Raw genomic sequence first — 14,300 nt, 5'->3', positions numbered from 1 at the left:
TACGGGTGAGGAGGGCGGCGGGCTAGGGTGGCCACCGTACAAGCACTCGCGGGAGCCCGGACGACCGGGCTGAGAGGGAGGCTCGCGGCCTCCGACCGTACGAACCTGATCCGGGTCATGCCGGCGAAGGGAGGGGCTCACCGCCCATGTCGTCACGTACGTCCGACGTCCTCGTCATCGGGGGCGGAATCATCGGCCTGGTCACGGCCTGGCGCGCGGCACAGCGCGGGCTGGCCACGGCCGTCGTGGACCCCGAGCCCGGGGGCGGCGCCGCGCAGGTGGCGGCCGGGATGCTGGCCGCGGTCACCGAGCTGCACTACGGCGAGGAGACCCTGCTCGGCCTGAACCTGGCGTCCGCGCGCCGCTATCCCGCGTTCGCGGCCGAGCTGACCGAGCTGACCGGCCATGACCTCGGCTACCGCCGCTGCGGCACCCTCGCCGTCGCGCTGGACGCCGACGACCGCGCCCACCTGCGCGACCTGCACGCCCTCCAGCAGCGCTGCGGCCTGGAGGCGGAGTGGCTGACCGGGCGGGAGTGCCGGCGCCTGGAGCCGATGCTGGCGCCGGGGGTGCGCGGCGGGCTGCGGGTCGACGGTGACCACCAGATCGACCCGCGACGGCTGGCGGCGGCCCTGGTCGTCGCCTGCGAGCGGTCCGGGGTGGTGTTCCACCGGGTCCGGGCCGAGCGCCTGGACGTGGCCGGGGACCGGGCCACCGGTTGCACCACGGCCGACGGGACGGCGCTGCGCGCGGAGCGGGTGGTGCTCGCCGCGGGCAGCCTGAGCGGGCGGCTCGCGGGCGTGCCGCGGGAGGTGCTGCCTCCGGTGCGGCCGGTCAAGGGGCAGGTGCTGCGGCTGACCGTGCCGCCCCGGTACGCGCCGTTCCTCAGCCGGACCGTACGGGCCGTGGTGCGCGGCGGCCCGCTGTACCTGGTGCCCCGGGAGAACGGGGAACTGGTCGTCGGCGCCACCAGCGAGGAGCTGGGCTGGGACACCACGGTCACCGCCGGGGGCGTGTACGAGCTGCTGCGCGACGCCCATGAGCTGGTGCCCGGCATCACCGAACTGCCGCTCACCGAGACCCGGGCCGGACTGCGCCCCGGCTCCCCCGACAACGCGCCGCTGCTCGGCCCGTCCGCCCTGGCCGGACTGCTGCTGGCCACCGGGCACTACCGCAACGGGGTGCTGCTGACGCCGGTCACCGGGGACGCGCTGGCGCACGCCCTGGTCACCGGTGACCTTCCCGAAGAGGCGCGTCCGTTCACTCCCCGGCGCTTCGGTGCCGCACCCATGGAACAGCTGGAGCAGCCCGTATGAGCATCTCCGTCACCATCTCCGTCAACGGCGAACCCCGCCGTGTCGCCCCGGGCACCGCGCTGGACGCGCTGGTGCGCACCCTCACGGCGGCGCCGCGCGGGGTGGCCGCCGCCGTCAACGAGACCGTCGTCCCGCGCACGCAGTGGGCGACGACCGCGCTCGCCGAGGGCGACCGCGTCGAAGTCCTCACCGCCGTACAGGGAGGCTGAGCCATGGCCGACGATCCCCTGGTCCTCGGAGACCTCACCTTCTCCTCCCGGCTGATCATGGGCACGGGCGGGGCGCCCAGCCTGGAGGTGCTGGAGCGGGCGCTGGTCGCCTCCGGCACGGAGCTGACGACGGTCGCGATGCGCCGGGTGGACCCCTCGGTGCACGGTTCGGTGCTGTCGGTGCTGGAGAAGCTCGGCATCCGGGTGCTGCCGAACACGGCCGGCTGTTTCACCGCCGGCGAGGCCGTGCTGACCGCGCGGCTGGCCCGGGAGGCGCTGGGCACCGACCTGGTCAAGCTGGAGGTCATCGCCGACGAGCGGACCCTGCTGCCGGACCCGGTGGAGACGCTGGAGGCGGCGGAGACGCTGGTCGACGACGGGTTCACGGTGCTGCCGTACACCAACGACGACCCGGTACTGGCGCGCCGGCTGGAGGACGTGGGGTGCGCCGCCGTCATGCCGCTCGGCTCGCCGATCGGGTCGGGGCTCGGGATCCGCAACCCGCACAACTTCCAGCTGATCGTGGAGCACGCGCGCGTGCCGGTGATCCTGGACGCGGGGGCCGGTACGGCGTCCGACGTGGCGCTGGCGATGGAGCTGGGGTGCGCCGGGGTGATGCTGGCGTCGGCGGTGACCCGGGCGCAGGAGCCGGAGCTGATGGCGGCGGCGATGCGGCACGCGGTGGAGGGCGGCCGGCTGGCCCGGCTGGCGGGCCGGATCCCGCGCAGGTACCTCGCCGAGGCGTCGTCCCCTACGGAGGGCCTGGCCCGGCTGGATCCGGAGCGGCCGGCGTTCTAGTACCCCGCCCTAGTCCCCCGCCGGGGGCGGGGCCGCGCGTGTGCCGCGTCACAGGTCGGCTTCAGTACCGGTGCCGGCCGCGACGGGCGGGCGGGGCCGGCGGCCGGTCCTCGTAGACTCGCCTGCGTGGATACGACCCTTCAGGACCCCCTCGTCGGGCAGGTGCTCGACGGCCGGTACCGCGTCGACGCGCGGATCGCGGCGGGCGGGATGGCCACGGTCTACCGGGCCCTGGACACCCGCCTGGACCGCGTGCTCGCGCTGAAGGTGATGCACCCGGCGCTCGCCGCCGACGGGGCCTTCGTCGAGCGGTTCATCCGGGAGGCGAAGTCGGTCGCCCGGCTCGACCACCCCAACGTGGTGCAGGTCTTCGACCAGGGCACCGACGGGTCGTACGTCTACCTGGCGATGGAGTACATCGCCGGCTGCACCCTGCGGGACGTGCTGCGCGAGCGCGGGGCCGTGCAGCCGCGCGCCGCGCTGGACATCCTGGAACCGGTGCTCGCCGCGCTCGGCGCCGCCCACCTGGCCGGGTTCGTGCACCGCGACATGAAGCCCGAGAACGTGCTGATCGGCGACGACGGCCGGGTCAAGGTGGCCGACTTCGGGCTGGTGCGTTCCGTGGACACGGTGACCAGTACGACGGGCGCCGTGCTCGGCACCGTCTCCTATCTCGCGCCGGAGCAGATCGAGCAGGGCACCACCGACCCGCGCGTCGACGTGTACGCGTGCGGTGTGGTGCTGTACGAGATGCTGACGGGCGCGAAGCCGTACTCCGGGGAGTCCCCGGCCCAGGTGCTCTACCAGCACCTGCACGCCGACGTGCCGCCGCCCTCGGCGCTGGTGCCGGGCCTGCCGGGGGTGCTGGACGCGCTGGTGGCGTCGGCCACCGCGCGCGTCCCGGACGACCGGCCCGGGGACGCGGTGGCGCTGCTCGCCCAGGCGCGCGAGGCCCGGCTGACGCTGACCGACGAGCAGCTGGACGCGCTGCCGCCGCAGGCGCTGACCGCCGGGCACGACAACGCCGAGGACCGTACGAGCGTGATCCCGCGCGCGCTGACCGTGCCCCGGCCCCGGCCGGTCGGCGAGGACGCCGCCGAGGACCCCGGCGCCGGCCGCACCGCCCGGCTCCAGACCCCGCCCGTGCCGCCCCGAAGGCGCCTGGCGCGCCCCCCGCGCACGGTGCTGGCGCTGGTCGTGGCCGTGCTGGTGGCGCTCGGCGTGGGCACCGGGATCTGGTACATCAACTCCGGCCAGTTCACCAAGGTGCCGCCGCTGCTGGCGAAGACCGAGGCCGAGGCCCGGGACCGGCTGGAGTCGGCCGGGCTGGACGTCGGCCAGGTCGAGCGGGCCTACAGCGACACCGTCGACCGGGGCGCGGTGATCGGCTCCGACCCGGCGCCCGGCGCCCGGATCCGGGACCACGGCAAGGTCACGCTGACCGTGTCCCTCGGCCCGGAGACGGTGAACGTGCCGAACGTGGAGGGCCAGTCCCTGGCGAAGGCGCGGGCGCGGCTGAAGGCGGACGGCCTGGAGCCGGGCATGGTCACCCGCGAGTTCAGCGACGACGTGCCGCGGGGCTCGGTGGTCCGTACGGCGCCGGACGCGGGCACCAAGCGGCACGCGGGCTCGGCGATCGCGCTGACCGTCAGCAAGGGCAGCCCCGTCGACGTACCGGACGTCACCGGCGAGGACCTGGACACCGCGCGTCAGGAGCTGACCGGGGCCGGGCTGAAGGTGAAGGTCGCGGCCGGGCGGATCCACTCCTCCGAGTACGACAAGGGCACCGTCGCCGCGCAGAGCCCGGAGGACGGGAGCGAGGCCGAAGAGGGCGACACGGTGACGCTGACCCTGTCCGAGGGGCCGGAGATGATCGAGGTGCCGGACGTGGTGGGCGACAGCGTGGACGACGCCCATGACGCCCTGGAGGAGGCGGGCTTCGAGGTGAAGGAGGACCGCGGGCTGCTCGGGCTGTTCGGCGACACCGTGAAGAAGCAGTCGGTGGAGGGCGGCGACGAGGCGCCCAAGGGCTCCACCGTCACGATCACCGTCCGGTGACCGGTCTCACCGCCGGGCCCGGTCCGGGGGCGGGGGCGGACATGACACCCTGAACGGGTGAGTCCCGTTCCGTCCTCCCTCCCCCGCAATCCCGTCGGCAGCCATGTCCCGGTGGCCGGCGGCCTGCACTCCGTCGGGCTGTCCTACGCCCGCGACCTGAAGGCGGAGACCGTGCAGGTCTTCGTCGCGAACCCGCGCGGCTGGGCCACGCCGGCCGGGAACCCGCGGCAGGACGAGGCGTTCCGCCGGGCCTGCGCCGAGGAGTCGATCCCGGCGTACGTGCACGCCCCGTACCTGATCAACTTCGGCTCGCACACCGAGGCGACCGTCGAGCGGTCGGTGGAGTCGCTGCGGCACTCGCTGCGGCGCGGGCGGGAGATCGGCGCGCTCGGTGTGGTGGTGCACACCGGGAGCGCGACCGGCGGCCGGACCCGGGAGGTGGCGCTGGGGCAGGTGCGCGAGCGTCTGCTGCCGCTGCTGGACGAGCTGACCCACGACGACGACCCGTTCCTGCTGCTGGAGTCGACGGCCGGACAGGGCGCCTCGCTGTGCTCGCGCACCTGGGACCTCGGGCCGTACTTCGAGGCGCTGGACGCCCACCCGAAGCTGGGCGTGTGCCTGGACACCTGCCACGTGTTCGCCGCCGGGCACGACCTGACCGGGCCGAGCGGCATGCACCGGACGCTGGACCTGCTGGTGGAGACCGTCGGCACGGGCCGGCTGAAGCTGATCCACGCCAACGACTCCAAGGACGTGGTGGGCGCGCACAAGGACCGGCACGCGAACATCGGCGCCGGCCACATCGGCGAGGACCCCTTCCGGGCCCTGATGACCCACCCGGCGACCGAGGGCGTCCCGCTGGTGATCGAGACGCCCGGCGGCAAGGAGGGGCACGCGGCGGACGTGGAGCGGCTGAAGAAACTTCGCGACAACTGACTGGGAATACCCCTAGGGGGTATATGGTTCCTGCTGGGCGCGGGAACCACTACCTGACCATGGGGGCAGTCGTGCGACACGAGGCACACCAGGAACACGGGCACCACCACACCGACGAGCACGCCGGCCACGCGCACCACGGGGACCAGCACGCGGGCCACGAAGGCCACGGTCACCAGCACGCGGACCACGGGCACCAGGGGCACCACGCCCCCGCCGCCTCCTGGTCCATGGCCGCACAGGCCACCCTGCACTGCCTGACCGGGTGCGCCATCGGCGAGGTGCTGGGCATGATCCTCGGCACGGCGCTCGGCTGGGGCAACCTGCCGACCATGCTGCTCGCGATCGTGCTGGCCTTCTTCTTCGGCTACTCGCTCACCCTGCGCGGGGTGCTGCGGGCGGGCGTCGGCTTCCGCACGGCCTTCCGGGTGGCACTGGCGGCGGACACGCTGTCCATCGCGGTGATGGAGCTGATCGACAACGGCGTGATCCTGGTCTGGCCGTCGGCGAAGGACGCCATGCTGGGCGACGCGCTGTTCTGGGTCTCGCTCGCCGTCTCGCTCGTGATCGCCTTCCTGGTGACCACGCCGGTCAACAAGTGGACGATCGGCCGGGGCAAGGGTCACGCGGTGGTGCACCAGTACCACCACTGAGCCGCGCGGACACCAGGACTCAGAGCTCGGGGCCGTCCCCGGGCTCTTCCTGGTAGGAGTAGCGCTGCTCCTTCCAGGGGTCGCCGATGTTGTGGTAGCCGCGCTCCTCCCAGAAGCCGCGGCGGTCGGCGGTCATGTACTCCACGCCCCGGACCCACTTCGGGCCCTTCCAGGCGTACAGGTGCGGCACGATCAGGCGGACCGGGAAGCCGTGCTCGGCGGTGAGCAGCTCGCCGTCCTTGTGGGTGGCGAAGACGGTGCGCTCGGAGCAGAAGTCCGCGAGGCGCAGGTTCGAGCTGAAGCCGTACTCCGCCCAGACCATCACATGGGTGACGTCCGGCGCCGGCGGCGCGAGGTCCAGGACGGCGCTCGCGGGGATGCCGCCCCACTCCGCGCCGAGCATGCTGTACTTCGTCACGCAGTGCAGATCGGCCACCACGGTGGTGTACGGCAGGGCCGTGAACTCCTCGTGGGTCCAGGTGCGCTTGTCCCCGTCGGCGGTGGCGCCGAAGACCCGGAACTCCCAGCGTTCGGGCCGGAACTTCGGCACGGGGCCGTAGTGCGTGACCGGCCAGCCGCGCTGGAGCCGCTGACCCGGCGGAAGCTCGGACCCTGCCGCTGCCCCAGACTCGCGCTCCACCGGATGACCCATGTATCCATCCTGACAGACACCGGGCAGTGCCCCTGACCACCCACCCCGAACGGGACAATTCACCACAAGTCAGTGCGTACTTACTAAGTACCGACTTACTGGACGATCTTCCTCGCCGGTGCAATCATGCGGCGCTATCGGCCCGGTTCCCCTGGAAGGAGTCCACAGCCATGCAAGGCGACCCCGAGGTCATCGAACTGCTGAATGAACAGCTGACCGCCGAGCTGACCGCGATCAACCAGTACTTCCTGCACGCCAAGCTCCAGGACCACAAGGGATGGACCAAGCTCGCCCGGTACACCCGGGCCGAGTCGTTCGACGAGATGCGGCACGCCGAGCTCCTCACCGACCGCATCCTGCTCCTCGACGGCCTGCCCAACTACCAGCGGCTGTTCCATGTGCGGGTCGGGCAGACGGTGACCGAGATGTTCCAGGCGGACCGGCAGATCGAGGTCGAGGCCATCGACCGGCTGCGCCGGGGCGTGCAGGTGATGCGCGAGAAGGACGACATCACGTCGGCCAACGTCTTCGAGGCGATCCTCGCCGACGAGGAGCACCACATCGACTACCTGGACACCCAGCTGGAGCTGGTGGACAAGCTGGGCGAGGCGCTCTACCTGTCGACCCTGATCGAGCAGAGCCAGCCGGACTCCTCCGGCTAGGCCGCGTCGTCCAGCCGCGCCAGGGCCGGGGCCCGCTGGTCGATCAGCTCCCGGCGCGGGCAGGCGCCGCGGCCGAGCAGGGCCTGGATACGCCGGACACAGCCGCCGCAGTCGGTGCCGGCCTTGCAGGCGGAGGCGATCTGGCGCGGGGTGCAGGCGCCGTTCTCCGCGTGCTGCTTGACCTGGTCCTCGGTGATGCCGAAGCAACTGCAGACGTACACGCGGGTTCACCTCCCCGAGGGGCTCGCTGTTCTGCCATCCCCGTTTCGGTGAGGCAAACCTAACCTAACCCATGCCGCGGTGCCCGGAAAAGCGGCTGGGGCGCGGATCCGGTGTGATCCGCGCCCCAGGGTGGCTCATCGGCCGCCGGTCACTGGTCCCGGTACATCTCGGCCACGAGGAACGCCAGGTCCAGCGACTGGCTGCGGTTCAGCCGGGGGTCGCAGGCCGTCTCGTAGCGCTGGTGCAGGTCGTCCACGAAGATCTCGTCGCCGCCGCCCACGCACTCGGTCACGTCGTCACCGGTCAGCTCCACGTGGATGCCGCCCGGGTGGGTGCCGAGCGCCTTGTGCACCTCGAAGAAGCCCTTGACCTCGTCGAGCACGTCGTCGAAGCGGCGGGTCTTGTGCCCGGAGGCCGCCTCGAAGGTGTTGCCGTGCATCGGGTCGGTCACCCAGGCCACCACCGCCCCGGACGCCGTGACCTTCTCGACCAGCTCGGGGAGCTTGTCGCGGATCTTGTCGGCGCCCATCCGGACGATGAAGGTCAGCCGGCCCGGCTCCCGCTCGGGGTCGAGGCGCTCGATGTACTGCAGCGCCTCCTCGGCCGTGGTGGCCGGGCCGAGCTTGATGCCGATCGGGTTGCGGATCCGCGAGGCGAACTCGATGTGCGCGTGGTCCAGCTGCCGGGTGCGCTCACCGATCCACACCATGTGCGCCGAGACGTCGTAGAGCTGCCCGGTGCGGGAGTCGACCCGGGTCAGGGCGGACTCGTAGTCGAGCAGCAGCGCCTCGTGCGAGGAGTAGAACTCGACGGTCTTGAACTCCTCCGGGTCCGCCCCGCAGGCCCGCATGAAGTGCAGCGCGTTGTCGATCTCGCGGGCGAGCTGCTCGTAGCGCTGGCCGGACGGCGAGGTGCGCACGAAGTCCTGGTTCCAGGCGTGCACCTGGCGCAGGTCGGCGTAGCCGCCGGTGGTGAAGGCGCGCACCAGGTTCAGCGTGGACGCCGACGCGTGGTACATGCGCTTCAGCCGCTCCGGGTCCGGGATGCGGCTGGCCTCGGTGAAGTCGAAGCCGTTGACGGAGTCGCCCCGGTACACCGGCAGCGTCACGCCGTCGCGGGTCTCGGTCGGCTTGGAGCGCGGCTTGGAGTACTGCCCCGCGATGCGGCCCACCTTCACCACGGGCACGGAGGCGGCGTAGGTGAGGACGGCGCCCATCTGGAGCAGCGTCTTCAGCTTGTTGCGGATCTGGTCGGCGGAGACCCCGTCGAAGGCCTCCGCGCAGTCGCCGCCCTGGAGGAGGAACGCCTCTCCCTTGGCGACGGCCGCCATCCGGGCGCGCAGCAGGTCGCACTCGCCCGCGAAGACGAGCGGCGGGAAGCTCTCCAGTTCGGTGATCACCTTACGAAGATCTTCCTGGTCCGGATACTCCGGCTGCTGGGCCGCCGGGAGGTCTCGCCAGGTGTTCATGTCGACGGTGGAGGCGTTTGCGTTCACGCACCCAGATTACGGGCTGTGTGCGCCGTGTCAGTCCCACGCCCAAACTGTGGGACGCCGCATCCCGCGGAGGCGGGCAGGCGCGGGCCGCACACGGCTCGGCGAACGCGCGTCCCGGTGGACACCGGCACCGCGGTGGCCCTATGGTCTCCGGCATGTTCGCGCTTTCGACCCAGAACTGGTGGTGGACCGCTCATCCGGCGGCCCACTGATCGCGCGTACGACGACTTCGCGAAGGCCGCCCGAGGGGCGGCCTTCGGCGTTTCCGGGGCCGTTCCTCACCGACACCGACGGAAGAGGAACCCATGGACCTGGCACGGCTCGCGCACGACGACCGCCCCTTCGCCCTGCTCCACCGCCGCACCCCGGGCCGCGACGAGCACCTGGTGGAGGTGCTGATCGGCCCGGTGTCCCGGCGGGACCGGCTGGCAGACCTGCCGGGCGAAGGGCTCGCCCTCGTGCCGTTCCGGCAACTGGCCGAGCGCGGCTTCGACGTCCGCGACGACGGCACCCCGCTGCTGGTGCTGACCCCCGAGGAGACGTACGAGCTCCCGCTCGCCGAGGCGCTGGGGGCGCTCCCCGCCCACGAGGTGCGGGTGGAGGGCGGCGGCTTCGACGTGGACGACGAGGAGTACGCCGAGATCGTCGGCCGGGTGCTGAGCGAGGAGATCGGCCGGGGCGAGGGCGCGAACTTCGTGATCCGGCGCACCTACGAGGGCCGGATCCCCGGTTTCGGCCGCGCGGACGCGCTCGCGCTGTTCCGGCGGCTGCTGGCGGGCGAGCGGGGCGCGTACTGGACGTTCGTGGTGCACACCGGGGACCGGACGCTGGTGGGCGCGAGCCCCGAGGTGCACGTGCGGATGTCCGGCGGCACGGTCGTCATGAACCCGATCAGCGGCACGTACCGCTATCCGGCCGGCGGGCCCGCCCCGGAGGACCTGCTGGCGTTCCTCGGCGACGCCAAGGAGACCGAGGAGCTGTCCATGGTCGTCGACGAGGAACTGAAGATGATGTGCACCGTCGGCGACATGGGCGGGGTCGTCGTCGGGCCCCGGCTGAAGGAGATGGCCCACCTCGCGCACACCGAGTACGAGCTGCGCGGGAGGTCCTCGCTGGACGCGCGGGAGGTGCTGCGCGAGACCATGTTCGCGGCGACGGTGACCGGATCGCCGGTGCAGAACGCCTGCCGGGTCATCGAGCGGTACGAGACCACCGGGCGCGGGTACTACGCCGGTGCGCTGGCCCTGCTCGGGCGGGACGCCGGGGGCGCGCAGACCCTGGACTCGCCCATCCTGATCCGCACCGCCGACATCGGCGGTGACGGCCGGCTGCGGGTGCCGGTCGGGGCGACGCTGGTGCGCGGCTCCGACCCGGCCGGCGAGGTCGCCGAGACCCACGCGAAGGCGGCGGGCGTGCTGGCCGCCCTCGGGGTGGGGCCCGCCCGGCCGCGGGCGGAGCGGGAGCGGCCCCGGCTGGCCGACGACCCCCGGGTGCGGGCCGCGCTGGACGGGCGGCGGGCCGGGCTCGCGCCGTTCTGGCTGCGGATGCAGGAGCGCTCCGACGACCTCGCGGGCCATGCCCTCGTGGTGGACGGCGAGGACACGTTCACCGCGATGCTCGCGCACGTCCTGCGTTCGGGCGGGCTGGAGGTGACCGTCCGGCGCTACGACGAGCCCGGGCTGCGCGCGGCGGTGCTCGGCCACGCGGGGCCCGTCGTCCTCGGGCCCGGGCCCGGCGACCCCCGCGACCTCGCCGACCCCAAGATGGGGTTCCTGCGGGAGCTGGCCGCCGAGGTCGTCGGAACCCACCGGCACGGGGTGCTGGGCGTCTGTCTCGGGCACGAGCTGATCGCGGCGGAGCTGGGCCTGGACCTCGTCCGCAAGCGGGTGCCGTACCAGGGGGCGCAGACGGTGATCGACCTGTTCGGGCGGAGCGAGACCGTCGGCTTCTACAACAGCTTCGTGGCGCGCTGCGACGAGGAGGCGGCCCGGGAACTGGCCGCGCACGGCGTGGAGGTGAGCCGGGCGGCCGACGGCGAGGTGCACGCGCTGCGCGGGCCCGGCTTCGCCGGTGTGCAGTTCCACCCGGAGTCGGTGCTGACACTGAACGGGGCGGCGGTCGTGCGGGAGCTGGTGGGCGGGCTGCGCCGCACGACCGTGTAGAGCCGCCGGGGCCCGGCCCGCGGCCGTCGCCGGCCGCCGGCCGGCAGTCGGCCGCCGGTCGTCAGCCGTCAGCCGTCAGCCGTCAGCCGAAGAAGACGCCGGCCTCCTGGTACAGCCGGGGGTCGACGGTCTTCAGCCGGGCCGTGGCCTCGGTGAGGGGGACGCGGACGATGTCGGTGCCGCGCAGGGCGACCATGCGCCCGAAGTCCCCCTCGTGCACGCAGTCGATGGCGTGCAGGCCGAAGCGGGTGGCGAGCCAGCGGTCGAAGGCGCTCGGCGTGCCACCGCGCTGGACGTGCCCGAGGACCGTGGTGCGCGCCTCCTTGCCGGTGCGCTTCTCGATCTCCTTGGCCAGCCATTCGCCCACCCCGGACAGCCGGACGTGCCCGAAGGAGTCCCGCGAGTCGTCCTTGAGCACCATCTCGCCGTCCTTCGGCATGGCGCCCTCGGCGACGACCACGATCGGCGCGTAGGAGGACTGGAACCGGGAGGTCACCCAGTCGCAGACCTGGTCGACGTCGAAGCGCTGCTCGGGGATGAGGATGACGTTGGCGCCGCCGGCCAGGCCGGAGTGCAGGGCGATCCAGCCGGCGTGCCGGCCCATCACCTCCACCACCAGCACCCGGCTGTGCGACTCGGCGGTGGTGTGCAGCCGGTCGATGGCCTCGGTGGCGATGTTGACGGCGGTGTCGAAGCCGAAGGTGTAGTCGGTGGCGGACAGGTCGTTGTCGATGGTCTTCGGCACGCCGACGCAGGGCATGCCGTACTCGTCGGACAGCCGTGCCGCGACCCCGAGGGTGTCCTCGCCGCCGATCGCGATGAGCGCCTGGATCTCCTGCTTGGCCAGGTTGTCCTTGATCCGGCGGATGCCGTCGGACACCTTGAGCGGGTTGGTCCGGGAGGAGCCGAGGATGGTCCCGCCGCGGGGCAGGATGCCGCGCACGGCGGGGATGTCGAGACGGACGGTGTCGTTCTCGAGGGGGCCGCGCCAGCCGTCCTTGAAGCCGACGAAGTCATAGCCGTACTCCTGGGCGCCCTTGCGGACGACGCCCCGGATGACGGCGTTGAGCCCGGGGCAGTCGCCGCCTCCGGTCAGTACTCCGACCCGCATGGAAATGTCCCTTCACCGCGGTTACCTGACGTTTGGTCACGCTAATGGTGATTCAGGTCACGCCGGGATAGGCGAGAAGGGTGATTCCGGCGCGTACGGCGGATGCGCCCCGTACGCCCTACTCCTCGTCGAGTCCGCGCTCTATGGCGTACCGGACCAGCTCCACCCGGTTGTGCAGCTGGAGCTTGCCGAGGGTGTTCTGGACGTGGTTCTGCACGGTGCGGTGGGAGATGACGAGGCGTTCGGCGATCTGCTTGTAGCTCAGGCCCTTCGCCACCAGCCGCAGCACCTCCGTCTCCCGCTCGGTCAGCCGGGGCGCGCCCGGCTCGTCGGCGCCCGCGGCGGGGGCGGGTTCGGCGGCCAGCCGCCGGTACTCGCCGAGGACCAGGCCGGCCAGGCCCGGGGTGAACACCGGGTCGCCGGCGGCGGTGCGGCGCACCGCGTCCAGCAGCTCCTCGGTGGAGGCCGACTTCAGCAGATAGCCGGTCGCGCCGGACTTCACGGCCTCCAGCACGTCCGCGTGCTCACCGCTCGCCGACAGCACCAGGACCCGCAACGCCGGGTTGTGGCCGACCAGTTCCTTGCACACCTGGACGCCGGGCTTGGCCGGCAGGTTGAGGTCCAGCACCAGGACGTCGGGGGCGGCGGCCTTGGCGCGGCGGACCGCCTGCTCGCCGTCGCCGGCGGTGGCGACCACCTCGAACCCGGACTCGGCCAGGTCCCGGGCCACCGCGTCCCGCCACATGGGGTGGTCGTCGACCACCATGACCTTGATCGGGTCCTGCCGCTGTGTCATCACCGTTCCGCCTTCTTCCCCCGCGCCCGCACGGCGCCCTTGGGTACCTTCAGTTCGACCTCCGTGCCCTGCCCGGGGACGGAGAGGATGCCCGCGCTGCCGCCGAGGTCACGCAGCCGGCCCCGGATCGACAGGGCCACCCCGAGCCGGCCCTCGCCCTCGGCCTGCGCGAGCCGGCCCTCGGGGATGCCGGGGCCGTCGTCCCGGACGGTGACGACGATCCCGTCCGGCTCGTCCTCCACCAGGATCCAGGCCCGGGCCCCCTCCCCGGCGTGCGCCCGTACGTTGTCCAGCGCGGCCCCGACCGCGGCGGCCACCTCGCGGGCCGCGGCCGGCGGCAGCGGCACCGGGGCGCCGGGTTCGGCCAGGCTGACCCGGGCGCCCGCGTACGGCGCGAGCAGGGCGCGCAGATCGAGCGGACCGTCGTCGTCCGGTTCCTCCACCGCGCGGACGACGGCGCCCTCCGCGAGGTCCTCGGAGAGCCGGGAGACCGGGACCAGACCGCCCGAGACCAGCGTGCGCAGGGCCACCTCCTGCTCCCCCGCGAGCCGGCCCAGCTCGGCCGCCTCGCCGCCCAGGGCCGCGCCCCGGCGCTTCACCATCGCCAGCACCTGGAGCACGCTGTCGTGGATGTCCCGGGCCAGCCGCTCCCGCTCCCGGGTGGCGGCCTCGATCTCCAGGGCGCGGGCGAGGGTGCGTTCGGAGGCGCGGGCCACCTCCACGACGTAGCCGATGGCGATGGAGGCCACCCAGACCAGGATCACGTTGTGCACGGTGTCCCGGGCGGGGTGGCCGCGCTCGACCAGGTTGGCGGCGGCCACGGCGGTGGAGGCGACGGCCGCCCAGCGCCAGCCGCCCTTGACGGCGAAGGCCAGTACCGCGCCGGCGGTCCAGATCGACGGCAGGGTGGGGCCGCCGCCCGTGATCCGCTGGTGGCTGTCGGCGAACGGGGTGAGCAGGATGCCGGCCACGGCGACGGTCAGGTCGGCGGCCAGGAAGCGCCGGGTGCAGCTCGCCGCGCCGGACACCTTGGGCAGGGTGGCGAGGGTCCACACGGCCAGGACGGCGTAGTAGGCGACGGCGACCCAGGGCCGGGTGAACTGCTCGTACGCGGTGGCGCACAGGCCGATGGCGTACAGCATGGTCAGGACGCGGTAGCCGGCGAGCGCGCGCCACAGCGGCAGCTCGACCGACATCCGCAGGACGCGTTCGCGCTTGGGCATGCCCCCT

General features: G+C 73.0%; 15 protein-coding genes and 1 riboswitch. Of the genes, 9 read left to right on the top strand and 6 right to left on the bottom strand.

Annotated elements, in window-relative coordinates; genetic code table 11:
• The first annotated feature begins 38 nt into the window (after positions 1 to 38).
• Positions 39 to 149: riboswitch (TPP riboswitch) on the top strand.
• From thiO to AB0E62_RS11060, 6 genes are all read left to right on the top strand, one after another.
• Positions 147 to 1,316 (top strand): glycine oxidase ThiO, encoded by a 1,170-nt coding sequence (gene thiO / locus AB0E62_RS11085; RefSeq protein ID WP_362191010.1) that lies wholly within the window; start codon positions 147 to 149, stop codon positions 1,314 to 1,316. (Overlaps the previous riboswitch by 3 nt.)
• Positions 1,313 to 1,525: a sulfur carrier protein ThiS gene (gene thiS, locus AB0E62_RS11080; RefSeq protein ID WP_362191008.1), complete on the top strand. Its 213-nt coding sequence runs from the start codon at positions 1,313 to 1,315 to the stop codon at positions 1,523 to 1,525. Before thiO ends, thiS begins: the two co-directional genes overlap by 4 nt.
• A 3-nt stretch (positions 1,526 to 1,528) precedes the next feature.
• Positions 1,529 to 2,323 (top strand): thiazole synthase, encoded by a 795-nt coding sequence (locus tag AB0E62_RS11075; protein ID WP_362191006.1) that lies wholly within the window; start codon positions 1,529 to 1,531, stop codon positions 2,321 to 2,323.
• Positions 2,324 to 2,449: 126 nt separating this feature from the next.
• A complete protein-coding gene (gene pknB / locus AB0E62_RS11070) occupies positions 2,450 to 4,381 on the top strand; it encodes a Stk1 family PASTA domain-containing Ser/Thr kinase (protein WP_362191004.1) in 1,932 nt (643 codons plus the stop codon).
• A 57-nt stretch (positions 4,382 to 4,438) separates the two neighbouring features.
• Positions 4,439 to 5,317 (top strand): deoxyribonuclease IV, encoded by an 879-nt coding sequence (locus AB0E62_RS11065; RefSeq protein ID WP_362191002.1) that lies wholly within the window; start codon positions 4,439 to 4,441, stop codon positions 5,315 to 5,317.
• 230 nt (positions 5,318 to 5,547) lie between these two features.
• On the top strand, positions 5,548 to 5,970 hold the full coding sequence (locus AB0E62_RS11060) for a DUF4396 domain-containing protein (RefSeq protein ID WP_362191325.1): 423 nt from the start codon (positions 5,548 to 5,550) through the stop codon (positions 5,968 to 5,970).
• A gap of 19 nt (positions 5,971 to 5,989) precedes the next feature.
• Here AB0E62_RS11060 and AB0E62_RS11055 read toward each other — a convergent pair whose 3' ends face one another.
• On the bottom strand, positions 5,990 to 6,622 hold the full coding sequence (locus tag AB0E62_RS11055) for a sulfite oxidase-like oxidoreductase (RefSeq protein ID WP_362191000.1): 633 nt from the start codon (positions 6,620 to 6,622) through the stop codon (positions 5,990 to 5,992).
• Positions 6,623 to 6,792: 170 nt separating this feature from the next.
• On the opposite strand from AB0E62_RS11055, the gene bfr reads away from it, so the two are divergent.
• On the top strand, positions 6,793 to 7,284 hold the full coding sequence (gene bfr / locus AB0E62_RS11050) for a bacterioferritin (protein WP_362190998.1): 492 nt from the start codon (positions 6,793 to 6,795) through the stop codon (positions 7,282 to 7,284).
• Here bfr and AB0E62_RS11045 read toward each other — a convergent pair.
• Positions 7,281 to 7,505 carry a (2Fe-2S)-binding protein gene (locus tag AB0E62_RS11045; protein ID WP_189752473.1) on the bottom strand — a complete coding sequence of 75 codons (225 nt, stop codon included), beginning with the start codon at positions 7,503 to 7,505 and terminating at the stop codon, positions 7,281 to 7,283. The genes bfr and AB0E62_RS11045 overlap by 4 nt on opposite strands.
• Before the next feature lie 149 nt (positions 7,506 to 7,654).
• Positions 7,655 to 8,974 (bottom strand): class II 3-deoxy-7-phosphoheptulonate synthase, encoded by a 1,320-nt coding sequence (locus AB0E62_RS11040; RefSeq protein ID WP_362191323.1) that lies wholly within the window; start codon positions 8,972 to 8,974, stop codon positions 7,655 to 7,657.
• 170 nt (positions 8,975 to 9,144) lie between these two features.
• Here AB0E62_RS11040 and AB0E62_RS11035 point away from each other — a divergent pair, with 170 nt between their 5' ends.
• Both AB0E62_RS11035 and AB0E62_RS11030 read left to right on the top strand, forming a co-directional pair.
• The gene (locus AB0E62_RS11035) at positions 9,145 to 9,213 is read left to right on the top strand and encodes a trp operon leader peptide (RefSeq protein ID WP_362191321.1); all 69 of its coding nucleotides are present in this window, start codon (positions 9,145 to 9,147) and stop codon (positions 9,211 to 9,213) included.
• Positions 9,214 to 9,306: 93 nt separating this feature from the next.
• Positions 9,307 to 11,163 carry an anthranilate synthase family protein gene (locus tag AB0E62_RS11030; RefSeq protein WP_362190996.1) on the top strand — a complete coding sequence of 619 codons (1,857 nt, stop codon included), beginning with the start codon at positions 9,307 to 9,309 and terminating at the stop codon, positions 11,161 to 11,163.
• An 82-nt stretch (positions 11,164 to 11,245) separates the two neighbouring features.
• Here the strand turns inward: AB0E62_RS11030 and AB0E62_RS11025 are convergent, their stop codons facing one another.
• From AB0E62_RS11025 to AB0E62_RS11015, 3 genes are all read right to left on the bottom strand, one after another.
• Positions 11,246 to 12,274 carry a 6-phosphofructokinase gene (locus AB0E62_RS11025; protein ID WP_362190994.1) on the bottom strand — a complete coding sequence of 343 codons (1,029 nt, stop codon included), beginning with the start codon at positions 12,272 to 12,274 and terminating at the stop codon, positions 11,246 to 11,248.
• Between the two features lie 118 nt (positions 12,275 to 12,392).
• Positions 12,393 to 13,070 carry a response regulator transcription factor gene (locus AB0E62_RS11020; RefSeq protein WP_362190992.1) on the bottom strand — a complete coding sequence of 226 codons (678 nt, stop codon included), beginning with the start codon at positions 13,068 to 13,070 and terminating at the stop codon, positions 12,393 to 12,395.
• The gene (locus AB0E62_RS11015; RefSeq protein ID WP_362190990.1) at positions 13,070 to 14,293 is read right to left on the bottom strand and encodes a DUF5931 domain-containing protein; all 1,224 of its coding nucleotides are present in this window, start codon (positions 14,291 to 14,293) and stop codon (positions 13,070 to 13,072) included. Before AB0E62_RS11015 ends, AB0E62_RS11020 begins: the two co-directional genes overlap by 1 nt.
• Between the last annotated feature and the right edge of the window lie 7 nt (positions 14,294 to 14,300).

Source organism: Streptomyces sp. NPDC038707 (genome assembly GCF_040636485.1).
Classification (GTDB): Bacteria; Actinomycetota; Actinomycetes; order Streptomycetales; family Streptomycetaceae; genus Streptomyces.
This window is presented reverse-complemented; position numbering and strand designations above follow the sequence as displayed.

Excerpts from the sequence above, each read along its gene's own strand:
- AB0E62_RS11055 (WP_362191000.1), bottom strand. The coding sequence starts at position 6,622 with ATGGGTCATCCGGTGGAGCGCGAGTCTGGGGCAGCGGCAGGGTCCGAG.
- AB0E62_RS11060 (WP_362191325.1), top strand. The coding sequence starts at position 5,548 with ATGGCCGCACAGGCCACCCTGCACTGCCTGACCGGGTGCGCCATCGGC.
- thiO (WP_362191010.1), top strand. The coding sequence starts at position 147 with ATGTCGTCACGTACGTCCGACGTCCTCGTCATCGGGGGCGGAATCATC.
- AB0E62_RS11015 (WP_362190990.1), bottom strand. The coding sequence starts at position 14,293 with ATGCCCAAGCGCGAACGCGTCCTGCGGATGTCGGTCGAGCTGCCGCTG.
- AB0E62_RS11025 (WP_362190994.1), bottom strand. The coding sequence starts at position 12,274 with ATGCGGGTCGGAGTACTGACCGGAGGCGGCGACTGCCCCGGGCTCAAC.
- bfr (WP_362190998.1), top strand. The coding sequence starts at position 6,793 with ATGCAAGGCGACCCCGAGGTCATCGAACTGCTGAATGAACAGCTGACC.
- AB0E62_RS11030 (WP_362190996.1), top strand. The coding sequence starts at position 9,307 with ATGGACCTGGCACGGCTCGCGCACGACGACCGCCCCTTCGCCCTGCTC.
- AB0E62_RS11075 (WP_362191006.1), top strand. The coding sequence starts at position 1,529 with ATGGCCGACGATCCCCTGGTCCTCGGAGACCTCACCTTCTCCTCCCGG.
- thiS (WP_362191008.1), top strand. The coding sequence starts at position 1,313 with ATGAGCATCTCCGTCACCATCTCCGTCAACGGCGAACCCCGCCGTGTC.
- AB0E62_RS11040 (WP_362191323.1), bottom strand. The coding sequence starts at position 8,974 with ATGAACACCTGGCGAGACCTCCCGGCGGCCCAGCAGCCGGAGTATCCG.
- AB0E62_RS11020 (WP_362190992.1), bottom strand. The coding sequence starts at position 13,070 with ATGACACAGCGGCAGGACCCGATCAAGGTCATGGTGGTCGACGACCAC.